Origin of the sequence: Stutzerimonas stutzeri (genome assembly GCF_024448695.1) — a bacterium.
Classification (GTDB): domain Bacteria; phylum Pseudomonadota; class Gammaproteobacteria; order Pseudomonadales; family Pseudomonadaceae; genus Stutzerimonas; species Stutzerimonas stutzeri_T.
The window spans coordinates 1-26242 of the sequence record NZ_JAMOHY010000002.1 but is presented as its reverse complement, the minus strand read 5'-3'; the positions used below and the strand labels follow the sequence as shown (position 1 = coordinate 26242).

At 60.6% G+C, this 26242-nt stretch carries 28 protein-coding genes; 15 read left to right on the top strand and 13 right to left on the bottom strand.

Features of this window, described 5'->3' with window-relative positions; translation table 11 throughout:
* Positions 1-41 precede the first annotated feature (41 nt).
* On the top strand, positions 42-323 hold the full coding sequence (locus NAV32_RS02260; RefSeq protein WP_256051182.1) for a SelT/SelW/SelH family protein: 282 nt from the start codon (positions 42-44) through the stop codon (positions 321-323).
* Position 324: 1 nt separating this feature from the next.
* Here the strand turns inward: NAV32_RS02260 and NAV32_RS02255 are convergent, their stop codons facing one another.
* The gene (locus NAV32_RS02255; RefSeq protein WP_256051181.1) at positions 325-1203 is read right to left on the bottom strand and encodes a DMT family transporter; all 879 of its coding nucleotides are present in this window, start codon (positions 1201-1203) and stop codon (positions 325-327) included.
* Positions 1204-1241: 38 nt separating this feature from the next.
* Positions 1242-2630: an adenylate/guanylate cyclase domain-containing protein gene (locus NAV32_RS02250; protein WP_256051180.1), complete on the bottom strand. Its 1389-nt coding sequence runs from the start codon at positions 2628-2630 to the stop codon at positions 1242-1244.
* Between the two features lie 167 nt (positions 2631-2797).
* Here NAV32_RS02250 and NAV32_RS02245 point away from each other — a divergent pair, with 167 nt between their 5' ends.
* Positions 2798-3238 carry a nucleoside deaminase gene (locus NAV32_RS02245; RefSeq protein ID WP_256051179.1) on the top strand — a complete coding sequence of 147 codons (441 nt, stop codon included), beginning with the start codon at positions 2798-2800 and terminating at the stop codon, positions 3236-3238.
* A 7-nt stretch (positions 3239-3245) separates the two neighbouring features.
* On the opposite strand, the gene NAV32_RS02240 is transcribed toward NAV32_RS02245, so the two are convergent.
* Positions 3246-4697: a TrkH family potassium uptake protein gene (locus NAV32_RS02240; RefSeq protein ID WP_256051178.1), complete on the bottom strand. Its 1452-nt coding sequence runs from the start codon at positions 4695-4697 to the stop codon at positions 3246-3248.
* A gap of 189 nt (positions 4698-4886) precedes the next feature.
* Here NAV32_RS02240 and NAV32_RS02235 point away from each other — a divergent pair, with 189 nt between their 5' ends.
* Positions 4887-5258: a YkgJ family cysteine cluster protein gene (locus NAV32_RS02235; RefSeq protein WP_256051177.1), complete on the top strand. Its 372-nt coding sequence runs from the start codon at positions 4887-4889 to the stop codon at positions 5256-5258.
* Between the two features lie 114 nt (positions 5259-5372).
* Entirely contained in the window at positions 5373-5942 is a 570-nt protein-coding gene (locus NAV32_RS02230; protein ID WP_256051176.1) for a nitroreductase family protein, read from the top strand.
* A 40-nt stretch (positions 5943-5982) separates the two neighbouring features.
* On the opposite strand, the gene NAV32_RS02225 is transcribed toward NAV32_RS02230, so the two are convergent.
* From NAV32_RS02225 to NAV32_RS02205, 5 genes are all read right to left on the bottom strand, one after another.
* Positions 5983-7332, bottom strand: a complete 1350-nt coding sequence (locus NAV32_RS02225) for a sensor histidine kinase (protein ID WP_256051175.1) — start codon at positions 7330-7332, stop codon at positions 5983-5985.
* A 176-nt stretch (positions 7333-7508) separates the two neighbouring features.
* A complete protein-coding gene (locus tag NAV32_RS02220; RefSeq protein ID WP_256051481.1) occupies positions 7509-7919 on the bottom strand; it encodes a Spy/CpxP family protein refolding chaperone in 411 nt (136 codons plus the stop codon).
* 186 nt (positions 7920-8105) lie between these two features.
* Positions 8106-8783, bottom strand: coding sequence for a response regulator transcription factor (locus tag NAV32_RS02215; protein ID WP_256051174.1), 678 nt, complete (start codon positions 8781-8783; stop codon positions 8106-8108).
* A gap of 63 nt (positions 8784-8846) precedes the next feature.
* Positions 8847-9233, bottom strand: a complete 387-nt coding sequence (locus tag NAV32_RS02210; RefSeq protein WP_256051173.1) for a hypothetical protein — start codon at positions 9231-9233, stop codon at positions 8847-8849.
* 80 nt (positions 9234-9313) lie between these two features.
* Positions 9314-9613 (bottom strand): YciI family protein, encoded by a 300-nt coding sequence (locus NAV32_RS02205; RefSeq protein ID WP_256051172.1) that lies wholly within the window; start codon positions 9611-9613, stop codon positions 9314-9316.
* Positions 9614-9979: 366 nt separating this feature from the next.
* Here NAV32_RS02205 and NAV32_RS02200 point away from each other — a divergent pair, with 366 nt between their 5' ends.
* From NAV32_RS02200 to rluB, 11 genes are all read left to right on the top strand, one after another.
* Positions 9980-10846: a PHP domain-containing protein gene (locus NAV32_RS02200; protein ID WP_256051171.1), complete on the top strand. Its 867-nt coding sequence runs from the start codon at positions 9980-9982 to the stop codon at positions 10844-10846.
* Positions 10847-10859: 13 nt separating this feature from the next.
* Positions 10860-11483, top strand: a complete 624-nt coding sequence (locus tag NAV32_RS02195; protein WP_256051170.1) for an L-threonylcarbamoyladenylate synthase — start codon at positions 10860-10862, stop codon at positions 11481-11483.
* A 50-nt stretch (positions 11484-11533) separates the two neighbouring features.
* Complete coding sequence (locus NAV32_RS02190) at positions 11534-12739, top strand: tryptophan--tRNA ligase (RefSeq protein WP_256051480.1); 1206 nt, start codon at positions 11534-11536, stop codon at positions 12737-12739.
* Positions 12740-12757: 18 nt separating this feature from the next.
* Positions 12758-13579 (top strand): segregation and condensation protein A, encoded by an 822-nt coding sequence (locus NAV32_RS02185; RefSeq protein WP_256051169.1) that lies wholly within the window; start codon positions 12758-12760, stop codon positions 13577-13579.
* Between the two features lie 39 nt (positions 13580-13618).
* Positions 13619-14359 carry an SMC-Scp complex subunit ScpB gene (gene scpB, locus NAV32_RS02180; RefSeq protein WP_256051168.1) on the top strand — a complete coding sequence of 247 codons (741 nt, stop codon included), beginning with the start codon at positions 13619-13621 and terminating at the stop codon, positions 14357-14359.
* A 4-nt stretch (positions 14360-14363) separates the two neighbouring features.
* Complete coding sequence (gene edd, locus NAV32_RS02175; RefSeq protein ID WP_256051167.1) at positions 14364-16193, top strand: phosphogluconate dehydratase; 1830 nt, start codon at positions 14364-14366, stop codon at positions 16191-16193.
* Positions 16190-17161, top strand: a complete 972-nt coding sequence (locus tag NAV32_RS02170; RefSeq protein WP_256051166.1) for a glucokinase — start codon at positions 16190-16192, stop codon at positions 17159-17161. Before edd ends, NAV32_RS02170 begins: the two co-directional genes overlap by 4 nt.
* 62 nt (positions 17162-17223) lie before the next feature.
* Positions 17224-18693, top strand: a complete 1470-nt coding sequence (zwf, locus tag NAV32_RS02165) for a glucose-6-phosphate dehydrogenase (RefSeq protein WP_256051165.1) — start codon at positions 17224-17226, stop codon at positions 18691-18693.
* Positions 18680-19393, top strand: coding sequence for a 6-phosphogluconolactonase (gene pgl / locus NAV32_RS02160; RefSeq protein WP_256051164.1), 714 nt, complete (start codon positions 18680-18682; stop codon positions 19391-19393). Before zwf ends, pgl begins: the two co-directional genes overlap by 14 nt.
* 19 nt (positions 19394-19412) lie before the next feature.
* Complete coding sequence (locus NAV32_RS02155) at positions 19413-20063, top strand: bifunctional 4-hydroxy-2-oxoglutarate aldolase/2-dehydro-3-deoxy-phosphogluconate aldolase (RefSeq protein WP_256051163.1); 651 nt, start codon at positions 19413-19415, stop codon at positions 20061-20063.
* 96 nt (positions 20064-20159) lie between these two features.
* A complete protein-coding gene (gene rluB, locus NAV32_RS02150) occupies positions 20160-21227 on the top strand; it encodes a 23S rRNA pseudouridine(2605) synthase RluB (RefSeq protein WP_256051162.1) in 1068 nt (355 codons plus the stop codon).
* Positions 21228-21293: 66 nt separating this feature from the next.
* Here rluB and NAV32_RS02145 read toward each other — a convergent pair whose 3' ends face one another.
* The 5 genes from NAV32_RS02145 to NAV32_RS02125 form a co-directional block, all read right to left on the bottom strand.
* Entirely contained in the window at positions 21294-22223 is a 930-nt protein-coding gene (locus tag NAV32_RS02145) for a GGDEF domain-containing protein (RefSeq protein WP_256051161.1), read from the bottom strand.
* A 210-nt stretch (positions 22224-22433) separates the two neighbouring features.
* A complete protein-coding gene (locus tag NAV32_RS02140) occupies positions 22434-23174 on the bottom strand; it encodes a YciK family oxidoreductase (RefSeq protein WP_256051160.1) in 741 nt (246 codons plus the stop codon).
* A gap of 81 nt (positions 23175-23255) precedes the next feature.
* Positions 23256-23927, bottom strand: coding sequence for an N-acetylmuramic acid 6-phosphate phosphatase MupP (mupP, locus tag NAV32_RS02135; RefSeq protein ID WP_256051159.1), 672 nt, complete (start codon positions 23925-23927; stop codon positions 23256-23258).
* Positions 23927-24625: a bifunctional 2-polyprenyl-6-hydroxyphenol methylase/3-demethylubiquinol 3-O-methyltransferase UbiG gene (ubiG, locus tag NAV32_RS02130; RefSeq protein WP_256051158.1), complete on the bottom strand. Its 699-nt coding sequence runs from the start codon at positions 24623-24625 to the stop codon at positions 23927-23929. Before ubiG ends, mupP begins: the two co-directional genes overlap by 1 nt.
* A 141-nt stretch (positions 24626-24766) precedes the next feature.
* Positions 24767-26098, bottom strand: coding sequence for a TRZ/ATZ family hydrolase (locus NAV32_RS02125; protein ID WP_256051157.1), 1332 nt, complete (start codon positions 26096-26098; stop codon positions 24767-24769).
* Positions 26099-26242 lie beyond the last annotated feature (144 nt).

Sequence of the window (26242 nt, the reverse complement as noted above, 5' to 3'; positions counted from 1 at the left end):
CGGCTATTATAGGCGCCCTATCCGTTACCGAACGCTCGCTCATGTCTGCTACCAAGCCGGAAATCGTCATTACCTATTGCACCCAGTGCCAGTGGCTGTTGCGCGCGGCCTGGCTGGCTCAGGAGCTCCTGTCCACCTTTGCCGATGACCTGGGGAAAGTTTCGCTGGTGCCCGCTACAGGTGGCACCTTCCATATCACCTGCGATGGCGTGCAGATCTGGGAGCGCAAGCAGGATGGTGGTTTTCCCGAAGCCAAGGTGTTGAAGCAGCGGGTGCGTGACCAGATCGATCCTCAGCGCGGTCTTGGTCATAACGACCGCTGATTCAGCCAGGGTTGGCCGGATTGGGCAGTGCTGGTGGCTTCAGGCGACTGGTGATTACCGTCGCGAGAATGATCAAGGCGCCGCCCAGTGCCATGCCCAGGGTTGGGCGCTCGTTGAAAATCCACCAGGCGAAGGCAATCCCGTAAACCGGTTCGAGGGCGAAGATCACCGAGGTGGTTCGTGCTTTCAGCACCTTGAGGCTTGCGACAAACAGGCTGTGTGCAAGGCCTGTGCAAAGCACGCCGAGCAACACCAGCCAAAGCCAGTCCAGCGGTGGAACCTCGGGTAGCGAGCCCCAAGTCAAGGGCAGCAGGCACAGCAGGATGATGCCGTTCTGCCAGAGTGCTGCCTGCACCGGGTCGACACCGCGTGTAACCGCCCGGTTGAGCAGCGACAGCAGGGCAAACATCAGACCGGAAACAATGCCGTAAAGCAGGCCGACCGTGTTTTCGCTGGCCAGATTGAACTCCGGTGTGACCAAGAGCAGGCCTGCGCAGACCAGGCCCACCATGGCGAACTCGATTGGGCGGGTGCGTTCGCGAAACAACACCCCTTCCAGCAGCAGGGTAAAGGCCGGGAAGCTGGCGAAGCCCAGGGTGGCGATACCTACCCCGGCGATTTTCACCGCGACAAAGAAGGTGAACCAGTGGCCGCCCAGCAGCAGACCGCCGAGCAACAGGCCCCCACGCTGGCGCCAGCCGGGATGTGCACCGCCGCTGCGCAGAAAGCGTGCCGCCAGCAGCAGGGCGAGGACCGCGAACAGCGCCCGACCGAAGGTGATGGTGAGCGGGGCGCTTTCGGCCAGTTTGCCGAACACGCCGGACAGGCCGAACATCAGCGCGCCAAAGTGGATCGCCAGCAGGGCATTGCGATGGGTCATGGCAGTGTTTTTTGACCGGAAAAGGCTGCGCGGGTGCGCTACATGATGACCTTGTCGCGCAGTTTGTCGGCAGCCTGGTTGAGCGCCTGGATCACGCGTTCCTTGTCGAAATTCTGCACACCATTGGTATCCATATACATGGAGAAGCCGGGCAGTTCGTGTTCAACGAAGCTGTTGGTCGCGCCCAGGTCACGGCGGAAATCCACCACCTGGTAGATCTGCACCGGGCGGGAAAAGCCCTTGACGGCAATCTGGCCCTTGTCACGGCACATGATCACGTCCTTGATCAGCGAATAGGTCTCGTGGGAGATCAGGATTTCGCTGGCTTCGGCGTTGCTTTCAAGGCGGCTGGCCAGGTTTACTTCGCGACCGATGATGGTGTAGTCCATGCGGGTATCGGCGCCGAAATTTCCGACCGTGCAGTAGCCGGTATTGATCCCCATGCGAATTTCCATGGGCTTGGTGATGCCTTGGGCGCGCCATTGCTGACGCAGCACCTTCATGTGTTTGCGCATGGCGATGGCCATGGATACCGCGGCCACGGCGTCCTTTTTTGCGCCCTGGCTGCTGGGGTCGCCGAAGAACACCATCACGCAGTCACCGACGAACTTGTCGATGGTGCCGCCGTATTTGAGGGTGATCTTCGACATCTCGTTGAGGTAGTTGTTGAGCAGGTCGGTCAGGGCCTCGGCTTCCAGTTCTTCCGAGAGTTCGGTAAAGCCCTTGATGTCCGAGAAGAACACCGTGAGCTTCTTGCGCTGGGTTTCCAGGCGCACGCTGCGTTTGCCGGAGAAGATCGACTCCCAGACCTGGGGCGAGAGGTACTTGGCCAGGTTGCGGGCCAGCCGCGCAGCCTTGGCCTGTTCCGCTTCCACCTCGCAGCGTACCTGTGCCAGGTGCACGCCCTGCTGGTGGACGTAATAGGCCGTGATGCAGATGTACAGGGTGGTGAACAGGATGCTTGCCGCCGAGACCAGGATCGGGGTCTCGGCGCTGAACTGCAGAGGAACCAGCAGGCTGGTCAGGGCGATGCCGACGATGACCAGTAGCAGGGTCATCAACCACTGGCGCAGACTGCCGATCACCAGTGCGCTGAAACTCAGCGTCAGCAGAAACATCAGACTGGGCACCAGCGCGCAGCTGAACAGCACAATGCCCGCGCCTGCATTCAAGGCATCGAGGCTGAGCAGTATCTGCGACGTCCGTTCCGGATGTTGACGCTTGAATCGATAGCTCAGGTGATAGGCGAAGTGTGGGTATAGAAGGGTGTAGGGCACCATCCACAGAAGCTCGATGGAAAAGTGCTGGGTATAAACACCGGCGGCCAGCGTGGCCGCGCAGGTCAGATAGGCGAGTACCCTGGCGTAGTACTCGCGCAGCGGACGGGTCGCAAGCCCGTTACGCCGTTCACCGGTCACGGTTGACATCTATGATGGCTATCCTTGGAAAGGCCTGCGCTCTGGCACGCACCGTTGTAAGTTGCTGCGCATCGCCAGCGTAAGCCGGGCGATCATAACAAGTCACCGTCGTTGCGCCAAACCAGCCATTCGGCCAGGCAACGCAGAAAACAACCTGTGAAACGAGGAGGCAGCAAATGGATATATTCATGCAGGCGGCAATGGATGAGGCCCGACAAGGATTGGCTGAAGACGGCATACCCATTGGCTCGGTGATTGTCCATCGGGGGAAGATCATCGGTCGTGGGCACAATCGTCGGGTCCAGCAAGGCAGTGCGGTGCTGCACGGCGAGATGGACGCTTTCGAGAATGCCGGGCGGCAACCGGCTGCTGTTTATGCCGAGTCGGTTCTTTACACCACCCTGTCACCGTGCGCAATGTGCAGCGGTGCCATCCTGCTCTACGGCATTCCCAGGATCGTAATCGGGGAGAACCAGACCTTTATGGGCGAAGAAGCCTTGCTGCGCAGTCGCGGAGTGGAAATCGAAGTACTGCAGGATTCGGACTGCATCGCGATGATGCAGGCCTTTATCGCCAGCCGTCCCGAACTCTGGAACGAAGACATTGGTGAGCAATAGAGCTTGCTCAATGACGCCAGAAGGCCCGCGTCAGCAACACCAGTACAGTGATGATTTCCAGCCGTCCGAGCAGCATTCCAACAGCAAGCAGCCATTTGGCGGCATCCGGAAGCGGTGAGAAATTGCCCGCCGGGCCGATGATGGGCCCCAGTCCGGGACCCACATTGCATACCGCCGATGCCGCGCCCGTGAGGGCGGTAAGCGGGTCGAGCCCCAGCATCGCCAGGCACAGGGCCAGGACGCCGATGGTCATGGTGAAGAAAAAGGAGAAAGTCAGAATGGAACGGACGATTTCCTCATCGAGGGGATGTCCGTTGTATTGCTGGCGGATGACTGCGCGCGGGTGCACGAGCTGCTTCAGGTTGGCGCGCAACAGCGCATAGGCGACCTGAAAACGGAACATTTTCAAGCCGCCGGAAGTCGAGCCTGAACAGCCGCCGATGAACGTCAGGTAGAAGAACACCATGACGGCGAAGCCACCCCACTGGGTGTAGTCATTCACCGCGTAGCCCGTGGTGGTGACCACCGATACCACGCTGAAGGTCACGATGCGCAGCGAATCGAGCAGGCCGTCGTCATGATTGAGCCAATACCAGATGCTGAAGAGCAGGCTGGTGATCGCCAGCAGGACCAGGAAACCACGTACCTGCTGATCACGCAGCAGTGCGCCGTGATTGCCACGCGCAGTGGCGACATAGAGGGTGAAGGGCAGGCTGCCCAGGATCATGAAGACGATGGCCACCCAGTGCGCCGCCGGGCTGAACTTGCCCAGTGAGGCATCCGAAGTCGAGAAGCCGCCGGTCGCCACCGTCGACATGGCATGGTTGATGGCGTCGAAGGCGCTCATGCCGGCCAGCCGGAAGGCCACGAAAGCCGCAAGGGTGAAGATCACGTAGATGACGAGCAGGTACTTGCCAGCCATGTGCGAGCGCGGCATGACCTTTTCTGACCAGTCCGACGACTCGGTCTGGAACAGGCGCATGCCGCCTACGCGCAACAGTGGCAGGATCGCGACCGCCATGCCGATAAAACCGATGCCGCCAAGCCAGTGCAGCAATGAGCGCCACATCAGCAGGCCGGGCGAGGCGCTATCAAGGCCCGATATCACGGTTGCGCCCGTGGTGGTGATGCCAGACATGGTTTCAAAGAAGGCATCGGTGTAGCTGATGTGATGAATCAGCATCATCGGCAAGGCGGCAAAACAGCAGACGCTTACCCAGCTCACCGTAGTCAGGAAATACATGTCGCGTGGACGCAGATTGGTATGGGCCGGCCTGCCAGGCAGGACCAGGGCAAAGCCGCAGCCGAAGGTGATCAGGCTGGCCCAGATGAATGCCTGGAGGTCGTCAGTGCGCTCGAATGCCAGCAGCGCCAGCATTGGCACCACCATGCTGACGGCCAAAGTGATCAGGAATATGCCGAGAATGAAACCGATGATGCGCAGCGTCGGCAAGGCCATGTGTGTTGAGGCTCGGCACTAAATGAGGGTCGACATTCTACCCGTGTGACAACGGCAGTAAACCGCTGATCGACTGGCTGGAAAAACTTTCGCAGCGCCCTGTCGGGAGGCTTTTCTCAGGCTTGTGGTGGTGAATAAAATAGCCGCTCTGGCGCCGGCCCTTTGCCGGCTTTCTGGTGTTCTCCATCCATGTCGATCGACAATCCCTGCCTCACGTGTGGCGCCTGCTGCGCGTACTTTCGTGTGTCTTTCTTCTGGGGCGAATGTGCCTCATCCGGCGGCACGGTCCCCGATGCTGCCACCGTGCAGATCAGCCCCTTCCACGTTGCGATGCAGGGCACCGATAGCAAGCCCGCGCGTTGCGTCGGGCTGATGGGGGATGTGGGCTGTGGCGTGCGTTGCACCCTTTATGAACAACGTTCGAGTACATGCCGCGAATTCGAGGCCTCATGGGTTGATGGCCAGCACAACGCGCACTGCGATGCCGCACGTGCCGCACACGGCCTGCCTCCGCTGACCCCGCCTCTGGCGCCGCAGGTATCGCCTGATCGGGTGGCGTGAGGACAAAGGAATGGTCAGCGGGCTTCGGAGTTGGAGCCATCACCGGTAAGCTGTCCTTCATGTAAAGGCCTCGATCTGCAAGCGTTGGGGCGAACCTGAATGAGGAGATGGTGGATGGATGCGCTCGATCTGTTGCTCAATCGTGTTTCGGTCACCCGGCTGGTTGAGCCGGCACCGACCGCTGCGCAGCTGGAGTTGATGTTCCGTGCGGCGCTGCGGGCGCCCGATCATGGACAGTTGCGGCCCTGGCGTTTTCTCACCATCGAGGGAGAGGCGCGGGTGCGGCTGGGCGAGTTGCTGGCCGAAGCCCTGCGCCGGCGCCAGCCGGATGCGTCGGATGAGGTACTGCACAAGCCGCGCAAGATGCCTCTGCGCGCACCCATGCTGGTGGCGGTGATTGCCCGCCCAGTGCTGCATCCAAAGGTGCCTGAAGCCGAACAGGTGCTTGCTGCGGGCTGTGCGGCTCACGGTTTGTTGCTGGCGGCCCATGCGCAGGGCCTGGGGGCGGTCTGGCGCACCGGGGAATTCGCTTATGACCGCCATGTTACCGAAGGGTTGGGGCTGGAGGCGAGCGAGCAGCTACTGGGCTTTATCTATCTGGGCACGCCGGAAGGTGGCTTGCGCAAGCCGCCAGTGCTGGAGCCGAAAGACTTCGTCGGCCAGTGGAGCGGCCAGATTGGCTAGCCGCAGGGCCGCACACGTTCGGACCTGCGTTTGGTCACGATCACTCGGGCTGCCTGGCCAGTTCCGGCGGTGAAGTGAGCGGTAGCTTCAGGCTGGCAACAAAGCCCCCCTCGGGGTGATTGCTCAGCAGCAGTTCGCCGCCGTGGCGCTCGGCAGCGCGGCGGGCGATGGCCAGGCCGAGGCCGTGACCGGCGGCGGTCTGGCCGGGGGCGCGGAAAAAGGGTTCGCTCAGACGTGACAGGTGCTCATCGTCCACCCCGGGGCCGTGATCGCGAATGCTCAGCGTCAGCCAGTCTGCGTCGGCCTGGGCGCGCAATTCGATGGGGATGCCTTCGGGGTTGAAGCGCAACGCATTGCGCAGCAGATTATCCAGCGCTCGTTCGAGCATGTCCGGCCAGCCGCGCAAGGGGATGCCGCTCTGTACCTGGCTGTCGATAAGCTGTTTCGGTGCCACGATTCGCGCATTCTCCACCAGTTGCTGGAAAATCGGCTGCAGGCTGATCGGGCTTGCTGCGCCGGGTTCTGCATCGAGCCGCGCCAGCTCGAGAATTTCACTGATCAGTGCTTCCAGACGGTCGCATTCCTTGGCCAGTCGCGGCCAGATGACCTCGCGCTCCACTGGGGTTGCGCGTTCGGCCAGCGCCAGAGCGATACGCAAGCGCGCCAGAGGCGAGCGCAGTTCATGGGACACGTCGCGCAGTAGCTGGCGCTGGCTGCCGATCAGGCGTTGCAGGCGGGCGCCCATGCGGTTGAAATCCTTGGCCAGCACGCCCAGTTCGTCGCGGCGGGTCGCCAGCCGGGCGAGGGAATTTTGCTGGTAGGTGGTTTGCCCGAGGTCATGCACCGCGCCGCGCAGGCGATCCAGCGGGCGGGTGATGGAGAGGGTCAGTAGCAGGCTGAAACCGGTCAGCACGATCAGCGCAATGCCCAGTGCGCTCAGCGGCCAGAACATGCTGCCGCGATGCCAGGCCTGCAGTTCGGCATTGGGGATGCGGTAGATGAACAGGTAGGTTTCGCCGGTCAGCGGGCTGGTGTAGTCGGTCGTCAGGCGACGCCAGGGCAGGCGGCCGGCATGGTTCTGCTGGCGGGCTTCGAAGGCGGCGGCACGGGCGGGAAAGGTCCCGCGTATGACCGGCTGGCCGTTTTCGGCAAGCACCTGCACGTCGATATGAAAGCGGTGCCGGTGTTGCTCGAGCATGAACTGCGCGGCGATCGGCCCCTGGCGCTCATAGACTTGCGTCCATATTTGCGAGAGCTGCTTGACGCCAGGGTGCCGGTTGATGATCCAGGTGTCCTGGTTCAGTGCCTGGCCCAGGAGCATGGCCAGCCCGGCAACCAGGGCAATGGCCAGCCAGAATGTCGCGAGAATGCGCCAGAACAGGGATCGCACCGGGCAGATACTCCACGGCTGAAGCCCGGCTCGCAATCGCTTGCTGGCGATACGGTCGGGCGGGTTGATGGGGTTGGCCTGTGTCAGCTCGCGTTTCGTCTATAGGGTCAAGGCAGTATCAGACGTCGTGGCTAAGCACTCCGTGGGGGGAGTGGCTTAGCCACAGGTGCCGGCTGTCAGTTCTTGCTGTCGCGCTCGGCTTTCCATTGTTTGAACTCGGCACGTTCGGCACGCTTGGCTTCCATCCTCTCGTGCATTTCGTCGAATTGCTTCTGTTGCTCGGGCTTGAGCAGGTCACGAATCTTTTTGTGCGTGTCCTGCTTGCTGTTTTTCAGCTCATCCTGCATGGCCTTGCGCTCGGTTTCAGGCAGCTTGTTGAGGTAGCGCTGGGTGATGTCGTGATGGCTTTTCATCTGCTCGCCCATCAGTTTGCGCATGTCGCGTTTCTGCTCCTTGCTGAGGTCGAGCTGCTCGAACATGTGCGGCGCCTGTTTCCCGCCGTGCTGGCCATGACCAGCACCGGGCATCGCCAGGGCGACGGCTGGAAGGGTGGCAGCGAAGGCAAGGGCGATTAGGGTTTTGCGCATCATGAGAATTCTCCTGTGTATGAAAGCCGGTATGCATCGGGGCGATGCTGCTGCCCTTGACCGGATGAGCTCAGTTTAGGCAACGCAAGGTCAACCGCAGTCAGCGCAGGGTAAAGGCTCGGTAAAGGCGGTCAGGGTATTTGCAAGCGGGTTTGCCCCGGTCCTGCGGCGCTAGAATCGGCCTTTTCAGGATGCGTACAGGTAGCCGCGGCTACGCAGGGCGACAATGCGCTGACGACCATCAGGGTGTGGACCGAGCTTGCGGCGCAGATTGCTGACGTGCATGTCCAGGCTGCGGTCGTAGAGGGTCAGTTTGCGTCCCAGGGCCAATTGCGCCAGCGTCTGCTTGTCCAAGGGCTCGCCTGGCTGGCCGAGCAGCGCTTCGAGAATGCGGCCCTCGGAGAGCGTCAGCGTCACTTCATGTTCACCCACATTGGCTACACCGCGTGCCGGGCTGTAGCAGAGGTCGCCCAGCTCCAGCTGGCTTGGCGTACTGGCCGGCTGGCTACGGCGCAGGACCGCCCGCAGGCGTGCGGTGAGTTCGCGGGGATCGCAGGGCTTGGCCAGGTAATCGTCGGCACCCAGCTCCAGCCCCAGAATGCGGTCCAGTGGCTCGCCACGGCCGGAGAGCATCAGCACCGGCAGATCAGGATATTCACTGCGCAATTGCTTGAGCAGTTCCAGACCGCTGCCGTCGGGCAGCATCACGTCGAGCACCACTGCGCTGGGCTGATGCTCACTCAGCGCTTTCCTGGCACTCAGGCCGTCATGGCAGGCGTGGGCGACGAAGCCTTCCTGGGCCAGCCAGCTGACCAGCAGCTCGCAAAGTTCCTGGTCATCGTCAATCAGCAGCAGTTCGCTCATGCGTTCGCTCATCTATCAGAGGCAGTTGATGTTTCGTCGCTCGCAGCGAAACGTCCGCAGACCCTAGTTCAACCATTGCCGGCGGCGCCGGGCGCGCGTGGTCAGTACGCCCAGCAGGAAACCCAGCACTCCGACACCACCACCGATGGCAAACCATTTTTGCTGTTCGTTCAGCAATTGCGGCTGCGGTTGCGACTGCATCTTCGCCTGCTCCTCATGCAGCTGCATGCGCAGGCGCCGGTTCTCCTGGCGCAGTTGCGTCAGCTGCATCTGATCGGTGTTGACAGTCTGGTTGCGGCTGCCTGGCTCGAAACGCTGTGGTTCGTTTTCAGCTGAAAACTGCCCTGATTCGCCCTGACGTTCGGCGGGAGTGGCAGTTTCTTCCTGGGCATACAACAGGGGTGACGCAAGACACAGAACAAACAGCAGGGACAACGAACCTTGGCGCATCGGAACTCCTTTTTCCTTTCTTTTTTTTAGAGGCCGCGGGAATCCGCGACCTGGCAGATATTGACTGTTTCAGGCGGCCTTCAGGGGTAAACCTGCTTGAATGGCTTGACGATTACCGCGCCGTATACACCGGCGGTCTTGTAGGGGTCGGCCTCGGCCCACTGCTCGGCGGCCTGCAGCGACTCGAACTCGGCAACCACCAGACTGCCGGTAAAGCCGGCAGCACCAGGGTCATTGCTGTCGATGGCCGGGTGCGGGCCGGCCAGAACCAGGCGGCCTTCGCTCTTGAGCTGATCAAGGCGCGCCAGATGGGCCGGACGCGAGGCCAGGCGCTGTTGCAGCGAGTCGGGCAGGTCGGTGGCGATGATGGCGTAGAGCATGGTGTCTCCTGTGATCGTTCAGGGTCGATTGAAGCGCTGTGCTGATGGCAGTTGGACAGCGGCGCCCATGATGTGCCGAACACGAGGCAATTTGCCAATGAAATGGCTTGGGCTTGTGTCGTCGGCGGGCTGGCTCACGCCTGCATGTGCGGCTTGTGCAGGCGATGATTTGCTCACGGAGAGAGCCAGATGCATGGACTGCCGGCATAATACGGAAACTGTATTTTTGGCGGAACAAGATTGAGCCGTTGGACGTTGTGCGTTTGCGGTGGCCATGTTCGTGAATGCCTGCGGTAGCTACGGCACGCATGCAGGCAGTGGTGGTCAAAAACTGCATCGCCATATCTCTGGAGAATGAAGTTCCGAATGATTGTTGATCTGCATTGCCACAGCACCGCCTCGGATGGCGTGCTGGCTCCCGAGGTGCTGGTTGAACGCGCGCACGCGCGCGGTATCGGGCTGCTTGCCCTGACCGATCATGACACCCTTGAAGGACTCGACGCGGCCCGTGCCGCTGCCGACTCGCTGGGTATTCGCCTGGTCAACGGAATCGAGTTGTCGTGTTTGTGGAATGGCGCGACCGTTCATATTCTCGGCTATGCCTTTGATCGTGAGGCGAGCGCACTTAAAAAGGCCATTGCCCAGTTGCGTGATGGGCGCTGGCAACGAGCCGAACTGATTGCCCAGCGCCTGGCTGCCAAGGGCATGCCCGGTGCGCTCGAAGGTGCGCGGGCCGTGCAGCAAGCCTTGGGCGACAGTGGTAACGCCCCGGCGCGACCGCACTTTGCGGAATTTCTGGTGCGTGCCGGGCATGTGCGTGATCATGCCGAGGCGTTTCGCAAATGGCTCGGTTCGGGCAAGCTCGGCGACGTCAAGCAGCACTGGCCAAGCCTCGAGGAAACCTTGACGACCTTGCGCGAGGCGGGCGCCTGGATCAGCCTGGCGCATCTCTGGCAATACGATTTCACCCGTAGCAAGCGGCGTAGGCTGGTGATCGATTTCGTCCAGGGGGGTGGTCACGCTCTGGAAGTGGTCAACGGCATGCAGCCGCTGGAGCAGGTGGGCGGGCTGTCGATTCTGGCGCGTGAATTCGGCTTGATGGCCAGCGTCGGCAGTGATTTCCATGCGCCTGGAGACTGGTCGGAGCTGGGAATGTATCGTGCGTTGCCAGACGATCTGCAGCCCATCTGGAGGCATTTCGATCATGAGCCAGACAAGTCTTTTGCCTGCTGAACAGGGAGTCGTTGTGAGCCAGTTTTTTCAGATCCATCCGGAAAATCCCCAGATCAGGTTGATCAAGCAGGCTGTGGAGATCATTCGCCAGGGCGGCGTGGTGATTTACCCGACCGACTCTTCTTACGCCATCGGCTGCGCAATGGGCAACAAGGCCGGCATCGAGCGCATCCGTCGGCTGCGCCAGTTGGACGACAAGCACAATTTCACCCTGGTCTGCCGCGATCTGTCTCAGCTCGGCCTGTTCGCCAAGGTCGATACGGCAGCGTTCCGTCTGCTCAAGGCGCATCTGCCCGGACCCTACACCATCATCCTCAGTGCGACACGCGAAGTACCGCGTATGCTGTTGCATCCCAAACGCCGGACCATCGGGCTGCGGGTGCCGCAACTGCCCATTGCCCAGGCTCTGCTTGCCGAGCTGGGTGAACCGCTGATGAGCGTGAGTCTGATCCTGCCGGGTGAAGCCGAGCCGATGAGCGATCCTTATGAAATGCGCGATGTGCTGGAACATCAGGTGGATTTGATCATCGACGGCGGGTACGGTGGCGTCGAAGCCTCGACCGTCATCAGCCTGGTCGATGGTGATCCCGAAGTGGTGCGGGTCGGTTGCGGCGATCCCGCTCCCTTCGCGGCCTGATTTCACCCAACTTTTTTGCAGCTACAACAAAGGAAACCCTTTTGAGTTCCATGGATTCGCAGCGACGTGTGGTCTCCGGCATGCGCCCCAATGGCCGCCTTCACCTGGGCCACTACTACGGCGTATTGAAGAACTGGGTCAGGTTGCAGCACGAGTATCAGTGTTTTTTCTGCATTGTTGACTGGCATGCGCTGACCACTGATGCCGCCGCTGGGGGCGATATTTCCCGGAACGCGTATGACATGGCTGTCGATTGGCTTGCCGCCGGTGTCAGCCCGAGTTCGGCGACCCTGTTTGTCCAGTCGCAGGTTCCGGAGCACGCCGAGTTGCACCTGTTGCTGTCTATGATCTGCCCGCAGAGCTGGCTTGAACGGGTACCGTCCTACAAGGATCAGCAGCTCGATGCACAGCATCGGGAGCACGCCACATATGGTTTTCTGGGTTATCCGCTGTTGCAGGCCGCCGATATCCTCGCCTACCGCGCGGGGCTGGTGCCGGTTGGTGCGGACCAGCTGCCGCATATCGAGTTCGCCCGCGATGTGGCACGCCGCTTCAACCATCTGTACGGCGGTGAAGAGGATTTCCAGGCGAAGGCTGAAGCGGCGGTGCGCAAGCTTGGCAAGAAGAGTTCCAAGCTCTACGCCAGCCTGCGCAAAAGCTATCAGGAGCAGGGCGACCTTGAGGCGCTGGAAACGGCCCGCGCGTTGCTCAAGGATCAGCAGACCATCACCATTGGTGATCGCGAGCGCCTGTTCGGCTATCTGGAGGGCGAAGGTAAGGTGTTGCTGCCCGAGCCTCAGGCTCTGCTCGGCGATACGCCGAAGCTGTCGGGTCTCGACGGTGGCAAGATGTCCAAATCCAGCTGTAACTCCATCTTTTTGCGCGATACACCGGACGAGATAGAAGAAAAGATCAAGCGCATGCCCACCGATCCCGCGCGCGTGCATCGCCACGATCCGGGCGAGCCGAGCCGTTGTCCGGTGTGGCAGATGCACCTCGTCCATTCGAGTGAAGATGTTCGTCAGTGGGCGGAGCAGGGCTGCCGCAGTGCCGGGATTGGATGCCTCGAATGCAAGGCGCCCCTGATCGAGGCGATCAGGCTTGAACTCGCGCCTTTGCAGGAGCGCGCACAGGATTACGAGCAAAGTCCCGATCTGGTGCGCAGCATTCTTGCCGAGGGCGCCGAGCAGGCGCGTGATGAAGCACGCGAGACGCTGCTGGTGGTGCGCCAGGCCATGGGCCTGAATTACCGATAGACGCTGGCAGGAGTGCACATGTCGCAGCAAGCCCCGGCCGAGGCCGTCAACACGCTGCCCGGTGAGCAGCTGCGGCTGGCATTGGTCTACGGTGAAGCGTTCAACGATCTGCCGCAGGATCTCTACATTCCGCCGGATGCGCTCGAGGTGTTTCTCGAAGCCTTCGAGGGACCGCTGGATCTGCTGCTGTACCTGATTCGCAAGCAGAACATCGATATTCTCGACATTCCCGTGGCGGAAATCACCCGGCAGTACATGGGTTATGTCGAGCTGATGAAAAGCGTGCGCCTGGAACTGGCTGCCGAGTATCTGGTGATGGCCGCCATGCTGGCCGAGATCAAGTCGCGCATGCTGCTGCCGCGTTCGGTGGCGGTCGAGGAGGATGAACTCGATCCCCGCGCCGAGCTGATCCGCCGCTTGCAGGAATACGAGCGCTTCAAGGCAGCGTCCGAAGACCTCGATGGGCTGCCGCGCGTCGGGCGTGAACTGCATGTGCCACGCCTGGAGGCCCCCGAGGCGCGGGCGCGCAAGCTGTTACCCGAGGTCAGTCTGGAGGAATTGCTGATCTCCATGGCCGAGGTGCTGCGCCGTGCCGACATGTTTGAGAGTCATCAGATCAGCCGCGAGGCGCTCTCGACCCGTGAGCGCATGAGTCAGGTGCTGGAGCGACTCAAGGGTGGATCTTTCGTACCCTTCGTCGCATTGTTCAGCGCCGAGGAAGGCCGGGCTGGAGTGGTGGTCACCTTCATCGCAGTACTGGAGCTGATCAAGGAATCGCTGATTGAACTGGTACAGAACGAGCCTTTTGCGCCGATCCACGTCCGGGTTCGCAGCGAATGAGCGGTCTATCCTGGAAAGACGAATCGAGGTGATCAGACGGTGAATCTGTCGGAACCCAAGGACTTGGCGACCCTGCTTGAGGCTCTGCTGCTGGCCTCCGGCAAGCCCATGACCATCGAACGCCTTGGCGAACTGTTTGAAGATACGCAACGCCCCTCGATGGCACAGTTGCGCAAGGCGCTGGAAGTGCTCGACAAGTCCTGCAAGGGGCGCGCCTTCGAGCTCAAGGAAGTTGCCAGTGGCTACCGCTTGCAGGTGCGCGAACGCTTTTCGCCCTGGGTTGGTCGACTCTGGGAGGAGCGACCACAGCGCTATTCACGAGCGCTGCTGGAAACCCTGGCGCTGATTGCCTATCGCCAGCCGATTACCCGTGGCGAGATCGAGGATGTGCGCGGTGTGGCAGTCAACAGCCAGATCGTCAAGACGCTGCTGGAGCGCGAATGGATACGTGTAGTCGGCCATCGCGAGGTGCCGGGACGGCCGGCGATGTTTGCTACCACCCGGCAGTTTCTCGACCATTTCAACCTGAAGAATCTCGATGAGTTGCCGCCGCTGGCGGTACTGCGCGAGATGGAGCCTGCGCCGTTGCCGGTGGACGAGGAAGAGGCGCCAGTGCCTGATGGGCTGCAGGCCCGCGCCGATCTTGCGGTACACATGCAGGCGCCAGACGAGAAACCCAGTTTCCGCAGTCTGCTGATGGAACTGGACAACATGGAAAGTGGCCTGAAGACTGACTTCGACGATTTGCCTGACGAGGCTCAAGCAACACACCGGGAGTAACGCCATGCATGCGCAGATTCAACAGGTTACCGAGCGTTTGATCGAACGCAGTCGGTCCACGCGACAGCGGTATCTGGCGATGATGGCCGCGGCAGCCACCGAAGGCCCGCAGCGGGGCAAGCTGCAATGCGCCAACTTCGCCCACGGCGTTGCCGGCTGTGCCTCGGCGGAGGACAAGCAGCGCCTGCGTCTGATGAATGAGGCCAACGTGGCCATCGTCTCGGCCTACAACGACATGCTCTCGGCGCACCAGCCATACGAGCACTTCCCCGAGATTATCAAGCAGGCGCTGCGTGATGTCGGCTCGGTGGGGCAGTTCGCTGGCGGTGTGCCGGCCATGTGCGATGGCGTGACCCAGGGCGACGCAGGGATGGAGCTGAGCCTGGCCAGTCGCGAAGTGATCGCCATGGCGACGGCCATTGCCCTGTCGCACAACATGTTCGATGCGGCGTTGTATCTCGGTATTTGCGACAAGATCATTCCAGGGCTGATGATCGGCGCCCTGCGCTTCGGCCATCTGCCGGCGGTGTTTGTACCGGGAGGGCCGATGCCGTCGGGTATTCCCAACAAGCAGAAGGCCGAAGTGCGCCAGCTCTACGCCGAAGGCAAGGCCAGCCGCGAGGAGCTGCTGGAGTCGGAGATGCTTTCCTATCACAGCCCCGGCACCTGCACCTTTTATGGCACCGCCAACACCAATCAGGTGGTGATGGAAATCATGGGGCTGCACCTGCCGGGTTCTTCGTTCGTCAATCCCTATACGCCGCTGCGTGACGAGCTGACCCGCGAAGCTGCACGGCAGGTCACGCGCATGACCGCACAGGCTGGCAACTATGTGCCGCTTTGCCGGATCGTCGATGAGAAAGCCATTGTCAACGCAGTGGTTGCTTTGAGTGCCACCGGCGGCTCGACTAACCACACGTTGCATATTCCGGCATTTGCACAGGCGGCGGGCATTCAGCTGACCTGGCAGGACATGGCCGATATCTCGGCGGTCACCCCGCTGCTGGCCAAAGTCTACCCCAATGGCCAGGCGGACGTGAACCATTTCCATGCGGTTGGCGGCGTGCCCTTCATGGTGCGCACCCTGCTGGCCGCCGGGCTGTTGCACGAAGATGTGCAAACAGTGGTTGGCCATGGGCTCAGGCGCTACACCCAGGAACCGTTCCTCGACGGGGGCCGGCTGGTCTGGCGTGAAGGGCCGGAACAGAGTCTCGACGAGGCGATCCTGCGTCCTGTACAGCGGCCTTTCTCGGTAGAAGGCGGATTACGCGTATTGGAAGGCAACCTGGGGCGCGGCGTGACCAAGATTTCCGCCGTGGCGCCGGAGCATCTGGTGGTCGAGGCTCCGGCACGAGTATTCAGCGACCAGAGTGAGCTGGCTCAGGCATTCATGAACGGCGAGCTGGAACAGGACTTTGTCGCGGTGGTGCGCTTTCAGGGGCCGAAGGCCAACGGCATGCCAGAACTGCACAAGCTGACGCCCTTTCTCGGCGTGCTGCAGGATCGTGGCTACAAGGTTGCGCTGGTCACCGACGGTCGCATGTCCGGCGCGTCGGGCAAGGTACCCGCGGCGATTCACCTGAGCCCTGAAGCGCTCGATGGCGGGCCTCTGAGCCGGGTGCGTGACGGCGACATCATTCGGGTCGATGGCGTCACGGGCCAGTTGCAGGTGTTGGTCGAACAGGTCGAATTCGACAGCCGTGAGCGCGTCTTGCCGCCCGCAGATCTCGGCATCGGCTGTGGCCGCGAGCTGTTCGGCTTTCTGCGGGCCTCCTTCAGTCCGGCAGAAAAGGGCGCCAGTGTCTTTACCGAGGGCCTGGAGGCGCTTCGGTGAAGGTCGCGCTGGTTGGAGATATCGGCGGCACCAACGCCCGCTTCGCCCTGTGGCGTGAGCAGCGCGTGGAGTCTGTGCGGGTGCTGCCGACCCTCGACTACGCGCGCCCGGAGGATGCCGTTCATGCTTATCTGCGGAATATCGGGCTGGGCGTTGAAGCCCTTGAGGCGGTCTGCCTGGCGTGCGCCGGTCCAGTGACCGGGGATGAATTCCGTTTTACCAATAACCACTGGCGCATCAGTCGCCAGGCATTCTGTAAAACCTTCGGCCTTGATGAGCTGCTGCTGATCAATGATTTTGCCGCCATGGCGCTGGGTGTGACGCGGCTGGGGGCGGGCGAGCTTGTGAGCGTGTGTGCAGGGCTATCGGAGCCGGATTTGCCTCGATTGGTGATCGGCCCCGGCACCGGGTTGGGCGTCGCCACCCTGCTGCAGGTCGAGGGCGGTGGCTGGCGGGCCTTGCCGAGTGAGGGCGGGCACGCCTGTCTGTCCGTGGGCAGCGTCCGCGAGGCCACCATCTGGGCGTGCCTGCATGAAAGACTAGGGCATGTGAATGCCGAGGCCGTACTCAGTGGGAGTGGTCTGTTGCAGCTGTATCAAACCTGCTGCGCGCTGGACGGAAAGGTGGCGGAACTGGCTTCGCCCGCAGCGGTGACCGCAGCTGCGTTGGCTGGCGATGCCTATGCAGCCGCCGTGCTTGAACAGTTCTGTCTCTGGCTGGGTCGAATTACCGGTGACGCCGTGCTGACCACTGGCGCACGTGGTGGGGTCTATATTGCCGGCGGGATAGTGCCGCGCTTCGTCGAATTTTTCCTGAGTAGTGGTTTTCGTCAGGGCTTGCGCGACAAGGGTTGCATGAGCCGTTACTTTGACGAAGTACCTGTCTGGCTGGTGACTGCCGACTATCCGGGCCTGGAAGGCGCGGGTGTGGCTCTGCAGCAGCTTCAGGGTGCGAAGCGCCGTCGCTGAGTCTTCGTCACCCGCGGTAGGCGCAGCCTGCCCGCCACCCGTCAATTGCTGTGAAGGAAGTCATGCCTGCCATTACCGTTGAAGCCACGACCTTTGCCTTGTTCGGTTCGCTGGGGGATCTGGCCTTGCGCAAGCTGTTCCCGGCACTCTACCAACTGGATCGGGCTGGGTTGCTCAATGACGACACCCGCATCCTGGCGCTCTCCCGTGAGCCGGGCGAACCCTCGGCGCACCTGGAGCGGATCGCTCAGGCTCTGCGCCGTCAAGTGCCTGCTGCCCAGCTTGACGAACAGATACTTGAACGTTTTCAGGCGCGCTTCGAATACCTGGCTATGGATTTTCGCAACGCCGGAGATTACGCGGTGCTGGCTGCCAACGTCTCGCCCAGCATGCCGCTGATTGCCTATTTCGCGACGCCTGCGGCGGTCTACGGGGCTATCTGCGAGCACCTCGCCATGGCGGGGCTGGCTGAACAGACGCGGGTGGTGCTGGAGAAGCCGATCGGTCATGACCTTGAATCCTCCCGGGTCATCAACGAAGCAGTCGCCCGACATTTCCCCGAGACGCGCATCTATCGCATCGATCACTACCTTGGCAAGGAAACGGTGCAGAACCTGATCGCACTACGCTTCGCCAACAGCCTGTTCGAGACTCAGTGGAATCAACACCATATTTCCCACGTCGAGATCACTGTTGCCGAGACAGTCGGTATCGAGGGCCGCTGGGGTTATTTCGATCAGGCCGGGCAGTTGCGCGACATGATCCAGAATCATCTGTTGCAATTGCTCTGCCTGATTGCCATGGACCCGCCGAGCGATCTCACTGCTGACAGTATTCGCGATGAGAAGGTCAAGGTGCTCAAGGCGCTGGCGCCGATTCCCGTGGAGCGCCTTGGCCAGCAGGTGGTGCGCGGCCAGTATGTGGCCGGCTCGGTGGCGGGCAAAGCCGTGCCGGGTTATCTGGAAGAAGAGAACTCGAATACCCAGAGCGGCACCGAAACTTTTGTCGCGTTGCGTGCCGATATCTGCAATTGGCGATGGTCCGGCGTACCTTTTTATCTGCGCACCGGGAAACGCATGGGCGAGAAGGTTTCGCAGATCGTCATCCACTTCAAGGAGCCGCCTTTCTACATCTTCGCACCGGAGCAGCGTTCGCTGATCAGCAACCGGCTGATCATCCGTCTGCAACCGGACGAAGGCATCTCACTGCAGGTGATGACCAAGGAACAGGGCCTCGACAAGGGCATGCACCTGCGCAGCGGCCCCTTGCAGCTCAATTTTTCCGAAACCTACCAAAGCTCGCGTATTCCTGATGCTTATGAGCGCCTGCTGCTGGAAGTGATGCAGGGCAATCAGAATCTCTTCGTGCGCAAGGATGAAGTCGAATACGCCTGGAAATGGTGCGACCAGCTCATCGAGGGCTGGTCGCGTATTGGCGATGCGCCGAAAGCCTATCCCGCCGGCTCCTGGGGACCGGTGGCGTCCATTGCATTGATCACTCGTGACGGAAGGTCTTGGTATGGCGATCTCTGAACTCGAATTGCCCTCCGGCGTGTTGGCACACAGCCTGGGAAATCCCCAACAACTGGCGGAAAAATTGGCTGACCGGGTGGCTGAAGCGCTGGATTACGCAGTCAAGACCCACGGCGGCGCCAGCCTGGTGGTGTCCGGGGGGCGCAGCCCGATTGCATTTTTCGAGGCGTTGTCCGTGCATCAGCTGGAGTGGAAGAAAGTCCAGATCAGCCTTGCAGATGAGCGTTGGGTCGATAGCAACGACCCAGACAGCAATGAAGGCCTGCTGCGTCGCTACTTGCTGCGCAATGCGGCGGCTGAGGCCGAATTGCTAGGCTTGTACCAGTCTGCCGAAAGTCTGGAAGAAGCCGCCCGTCAGGCAGGGCGAACGCTGGAACAGCTCAGGCGGCCTATCGATGTACTGGTGCTGGGCATGGGCAACGATGGTCACACGGCATCGCTGTTTCCCGACAGTCCGCTGCTGATGCAGGGTCTTGATGCAGAGGGAGCGCAACTTTGCCTGCCGATGCTGGCCCCGGTGGCCCCCCGGCAGCGCATCAGCATGACGTATTCCTTGCTGGCATCCGCGCGGGTTCAGTGTCTGGCAATTCAGGGCGCTGAAAAACTGGAAACCTTGCGTCAGGCCATGCAGGTGGAGCCTACGCAAATGCCCATCCGTGCGTTCCTGCACGCCCCACTGGAAATCTACTGGTGCCCATGAAGGCTCCGAGGAACACTGCATGACCATGGACCAGAAAAATGCTTTGCTGGACACCATCTGCACGGAGGCGCGCATTCTGCCCGTCATCACCATTGGCAGTGAGGAACAGATCCTGCCACTGGCCGATGCCCTGGCTGCGGGTGGTCTGAAAACCCTTGAGATTACTCTGCGCTCGGCACATGGCCTGACCGCCATCCGTCGTCTGCGCGAAGAGCGCCCCGAGCTGTGCATCGGGGCCGGTACGGTGCTCGACAAGCGCATGATGGATGAGGTCGAGGCGGCCGGTGCGCAGTTCATTGTCTCGCCGGGATGCACCGACGAACTGCTGCAGGCGGGCGTGTATTGCTCGGTGCCCCTGCTGGCCGGGATCAGCAGTGCCTCGGACATCATGCGTGGCTATGGACTCGGCTATCGCCGCTTCAAGTTGTTCCCCGCTGAAGTCTGTGGCGGGATCGCGGCGCTCAAGGCGCTGGGTGGCCCGTTCACTGATGTGCGCTTCTGTCCAACCGGTGGCGTCAATGCGGGCAATGCGGCGCAGTACCTGGCATTGCCTAATGTCATGTGTGTTGGCGGCACATGGATGATCGATGGTGCTTCGCTGAAAAATAATGACTGGGCAGCCATCGAGCAGGCAACAGCCCAAGCGTTGGCGGCTCTGGCACGAGCATGAACTGATTTTTTCAATTGCCCGATAGTGCTTAGGCGAGAAGCTGCGCGTATAGTGCGCGGCCTTTCTATCGGAACTGCCACACCGGGAGGTGCCCAGATGACCGAACACGAAGATTCAACCCCTCATATTGCCCACGGCGAAAAATTGCAGAAAGTCCTTGCCCGTATCGGCCTGGCTTCACGACGCGACGTGGAAAACTGGATTGCCGCTGGCCGGGTCAAGGTCAACGGCGCTGTTGCCACGCTCGGTCAGCGTGTCGACCTGCATGATGCCATCGCCGTTGATGGGCGTTTGCTCAAGCGCGAAGAAACGGCTGAAGTGGTACGTCGCGTGCTGATCTACAACAAGCCCGATGGCGAGATCTGCACCCGCGACGACCCGGAAGGTCGTCCTACCGTATTCGATCGGTTGCCGCGTCCGAAGGAAGGCCGCTGGATCAACATCGGTCGTCTGGACATCAATACGACCGGTCTGTTGCTGTTCACCACCGATGGTGAGCTGGCCAACCGCCTCATGCATCCTTCCTACGAGATGGATCGCGAATACGCGGTACGAGTCCGTGGTGAGGTCGACGACGAGATGATCGAGCGTCTGAAAACGGGCGTCATGCTCGAAGACGGACCGGCGCGTTTCACCGACATCCAGCAGGCACCAGGTGGTGAAGGCTTCAACCATTGGTACCACTGCGTGGTGATGGAAGGCCGCAACCGCGAGGTTCGCCGTCTGTGGGAATCCCAGGGGTTGGTGGTCAGCCGTCTGAAGCGCGTGCGCTTCGGGCCGGTGTTCATGACGTCAGATCTTCCGATGGGGCGCTGGCGCGAGATGTCCCAGCGCGAGGTGGACATCCTCAGCGAGGAAGTCGGTCTGAAGCCGGTGGCTCTGCCGGAAATGAAGGCCAAAACCAAAGAGAAGATCGAGCGCATGCAGCGTAAGGCGAGCAAGCCGGTTGGGCGGGGTGAGCGCCGCTCGCGCGTGCTGCGTCCTGCCGAAGGTGCCGCCGCTGAGAAAAATCGTGAGCCGCGTGGCGAGCGTCCTGCGCGCAAAACGCGAGATTCGGATGAACGCAGTCATCCGAATCGGGGAACGCCCGTAGCGGAGCGCCCGAATTCGTCGGGGCGAGGTCGTGGCAAGCCTTCGGGAAGGCCAGGCCCCAAGCGTCCGTAACGGCTGTTGTGAAATAAAAAGAGCGAGCCGGTGACGGTCTCGCTCTTTTTTTGGTTGCGATGGTATTCAGGCAGCTGTAGAGCACAGGCGGTTACGACCGCTGCGCTTGGCTTCATAAAGCGCCTGATCGGCACGCTGCAACAGCGCTTGTTGGGATTCTTTCGGTCGGTATGTTGTACAACCGAGACTGGCTGACAGTTGCAGGGTTTTTTCCCCAACCAGCAGTGGCAGTTTTTCGATGGCCAGGCGAATGCGCTCGCCGACTATGGCAGCAGCTTCCGCTCCGGTATTGGCGAGCAGCAGGACAAATTCTTCGCCGCCGAAGCGAAAAGCCATGTCGATATTGCGCAGCTGCTCTTTGAGCAGCAGGGCTACGGCGCGCAGGGCTGAGTCTCCGGCATGATGGCCGTGTGTGTCGTTGAGGTGCTTGAAGTGATCCATGTCCAGCATGATCACCGAGAGCGCCTGGCCGTAGCGACGTGATATTTCGATTTCCCGATTCAGGGCCTGTTCAAGGGCTACGCGGTTGCCGGCTCCGGTCAGCGGATCCTTCAGCGAAGCTTGTACGGCGCGCCGGTACAGCAGTGCATTGCAGAGTGGAAAGAGCAGGCAGCCGATCGCTCTTTCCAACTGTTCGCGTGTTGCCTCGGGAAGCGGCGTACGGCTGTGCAGGCTGAGTTCGCCAAGGCACTCGCCCTGATGGGATAGCGGGTAGCTGAGGTCGCAGGGTACAGCTTCGCCCAGTTCCTGATGGAAATCCGTGCCGACGTGACTGTAGGCCAGTGCGTCAAGCGGAATCAAGGTGCGCACTTCGTTGAAAAATAACTCCAGCAATCTATCCAGTTCCAAACTGGTCTGCAGGCGCAGTGTCAGGTTGCGCAACAGGCCAGTAAGGCTAAGGGTGCGCGCCGACGAGTGCCCGAGCTGCACTGGCTTGAGCCTGGAGATGACTGCGGTATTGATATTGGCACTGTTGTTCTGCTGAAGCGGCAGCATGAGTGGAACCCCCGAAACGCAATGGCGTTAATGAGGGTTCTATTGCGAATTCAATGCCAGTTTTAATTTTTCTATATTTATCAATAGGTTGGTTTGTTTGATGGGAGGCCTTGGTGGCTTTTCGCCATTTGAGTGGCAGATCAGTTTCGCTTTTGACCATTTGCCACTTCATGGTCGTCATAAAACCGGCGATCTAATGCAGTCTGGAGCTCACTGTGCGTTCAGTGCCTGTCCATTGACGTCCTTGCTGTCCGGTCCCATGAGATAGAGGTAGACCGGCATGATATCTGCGGGTAGCGGATTGACAGCCGGATTCTCTCCTGGATAGGCCTTGACACGCATATCGGTACGCGTTGCGCCTGGATTGATACTGTTGCTACGTACCGTGCTGATATCGTCCAACTCATCGGCCAGAACCTGCATCAGGCCTTCAAGAGCGAACTTGGACACGGCGTAAGCGCCCCAGTAAGCACGGCCTTTGCGGCCTACGCTGCTGGAGGTAAAAACGACTGAAGCGTCGGTGGACAGTTTGAGCAGTGGCAGCAGTGTGCTGGTGAGCATAAAGGCCGCATTGACGTTGATCTGCATGACCCGCATGAAGTTTTCACCGGTCAACTGCTCGATCGGGGTGCGCGGGCCAATGATTCCGGCGTTGTGCAGCAGGCCGTCCAGCCGACCGAACTCGCGTTCGATGGTGGCTGCAAGTTCGTCATACTGGTGCGGCAGGGCGGTTTCCAGATTGAGTGGAATTACCACGGGCCGGGGCCAGCCGGCGGCTTCAATCTCGTCATAGACCCTGTTCAGGTTTTCCTCATTCTTGCCCAGCAGTAACACGGTCGCACCATGCGCCGCATAGGCCTTAGCAGCGGCTTCACCAATTCCACGACCCGCGCCGGTCACCATAATGATCCGACCTTCCAGCAGGTTGGGTCGGGCTGAATACTCGAACATCTGAAGCCTCATACAGTCAGGATGTGGGCGTCCTGTAATCAGTCGCCCATGAATGTTGTTGGAATCCGGTGCGAGGCACGGTCAGCAGGTGCCTGGCGTGCGATTGAGTATTGCGCGCAGTTCCAGTGGATGGTCGATGACAATGTCCGCGCCCCACTCATCAGGGTTGTCATGGGGGTGAATATAGCCATAGCGCACAGCCGCCGTTCGACTGCCCGCCGCGCGCCCGGATTCTATGTCACGCAGGTCGTCACCCACGAACAGTGTGGTCGAAGGCTCTAGCCCCAACTGGCTGCAGGCCAGCAACATGGGTTCCGGATCGGGTTTGCTCTTGCTGACATGATCGGGACAGACCAATACGGCAGAGCGAGCACTGAGCCCCAGTTGTTGCATGATGGGCTCGGCAAAGCGCAGTGGTTTGTTGGTCACGACGCCCCAGAGCAGATCTGCCGCTTCGATTTCACTCAGCAGCTGCGCCATGCCGTCGTACAGCTGACTTTCAACCGCGCAATGATCCTGATAACGATCCAGGAATTCCAGTCGCAGGGTTTCGAACTCTTCGGACAGTGGGTCCACATCGAAGGCACTGAGCACCATGGCTCTTGCCCCGCCGGACACGACGTCACGAACCTGCTGGTCGGGAATGCGAGAAAGCCCACGGGCCTGGCGCATGGCCTGGGCTACGGCGATAAAGTCGGGCGCGGTATCGAGCAGGGTTCCGTCCATGTCGAATAAAACGGCACGAAGATGCATCAGGCCTCCCGCAGCGTCTGGACCATGTAGTTCACGTCTACATCAGGTGACAGCTTGTAATCCTTGGTCAGTGGATTGTAGGTCAGGCCGATGATGTCCCTGACAGCGAGGCCGGCCTCGCGGCTCCAGGCGCCGAGCTCGGAAGGGCGAATGAACTTGCGATAATCATGTGTACCGCGTGGCAGCATTTTCAATACGTATTCCGCGCCGATGATGGCCAGGGCATACGCTTTGGGGTTGCGGTTTATCGTCGAAAAGAACACCTGGCCACCTGGCTTAACCAGCGTATGACACGCGCGGATGATCGAGGCCGGGTCGGGGACGTGTTCAAGCATCTCCAGGCAGGTCACTACATCGAACTGCTCGGGGCACTCCTCGGCAAGGGCTTCGGCGGTAATCTGTCGATAGTCGACTTCAAGGCCCGATTCCAGCAAGTGCAAACGGGCGACCGAGAGCGGCGCTTCGCCCATGTCTATGCCGGTAACGGTTGCGCCGCGCTGGGCCATGGATTCACTGAGAATGCCGCCGCCACAGCCCACGTCCAGCACCTTTTTGCCGGCCAGCGGGGTGTGCTCGTCAATCCAGTTCACGCGCAGCGGATTGATTTCGTGCAAGGGCTTGAACTCGCTTTCGCGGTCCCACCAGCGGTGGGCGAGCGCTTCGAATTTGGCGATTTCGGCGTGATCGACGTTGCTCATAATCTGTTCCGTAGGAAAGCTTGAAGGGGAAGCTTGAGCTGCAAACGCTCATGTTGCCAGCTTCCATCAGATGAAGGGGCTTTGGCGAAGCGCCTTCTGTACGTCAGTTTGTTGCGTTGCTGCACGGTGAGTGAGTGTTGCTCACCGCTTTGCGCCTATCTTGGCTCCCCATTCCTGGGCGGTTGCGATGATGCGTTGTTCATCCATGCGCACCAGTTGGCGATCCTTCAGCAGCTGTTTGCCTCCTACCCATACATGCCGTACGCAATCCCGGCCGCCTGAGTAGATCAGCTGCGATACAGGATCATAAACGGGCTGCTGCGCAAGACGGGACAGGTCGAACGCCGCCATGTCAGCGAATTTGCCGATTTCCAGCGAGCCAGTGTGATCTTCGAGACCCAATGCCCTAGCCCCATTAAGTGTGGCCATTCGCAGCGCCCGGTGTGCATCCAGTGCCGTGGCCGATCCTGCAACGGCCTTTGCCAGCAGAGCAGCCGTGCGCGTTTCGCCCAGCAGATCCAGGTTGTTGTTACTGGCAGCACCGTCCGTGCCGATGGCTACATTGACACCCGCTTCCCACAATCGCTCGACTGGGCAGAATCCGCTTGCCAGCTTCAGATTTGATTCGGGGCAGTGAATGACGCTGCAGTTGTGCTCGACCAGCAGAGCCATGTCTTCATCATTTACCTGAGTCATGTGTACCGCTTGAAAGCGAGGCCCAAGAAGCTGCAGGCGAGCGAGGCGGGCCAGCGGGCGCTCCCTTTGTGTGCGAATGGCTTCCTGCACTTCATAAGCCGTTTCGTGAACGTGCATATGAATGCCAGCATCCATTTCTGCTGCGAGTGTGCGGATGCTTTCGAGGTTACCGTCCGAAATGGAATAAGGAGCGTGCGGACCAAAGGCTATGCTCAGCCTGGGGTGATGCTTGAGGTCGTCGAACAGTGCTACGGCCTTGCGTAACGCTTCCTCTGCGCCTCGTGAACCAGGTGTTTCGCCGTCAAATACCGTGACGGCTATCTGTGCCCTGACCCCATGCTTGTGGACCAGTTCGCTGACGATTTCAGGGAAGAAATACATGTCAGAAAAACAGCTAATGCCGTTCTGGAGTTGTTCAGCAATGGCGAGATCAGTGCCGGCACGAACGAAGTGCTCATCAACCCATTTCTTTTCTGCCGGCCAGATGTGTTCGCGGAGCCAGGTCATCAAGGGCAGGTCATCGGCCAGGCCCCGGAAGAGGGTCATGGCAGCATGCCCGTGCGCATTCACTAGTCCGGGCGTGAGCAACATCCCGCTGAGATCGAGTGTTTCTTTGGCCGTGTAGTGGACGATCTCTTCGCGAGGAGCGATCAGGGCTATTCGTCCATCGCGGATGCCAAGCGCATGGTTCTTTAAAACGACACCGGCTGGCTCTACCGGTACAAGCCAGGTAGGTAATAGAAGCAGGTCAAGGGGTTCTGGGGGGGTATGCGACATAGAGGGCATCAGACTGATCGATATAGTAGTCAGTGTAAGGCCTGCGCAGAGCAGTTTGAAGGACAGCAAAGCACGGTGATGTGCCAGGCGATGAGCTATAGAAGAAGGCCGCTACATTATAAAGTAGGAATATTGAGAATGTAC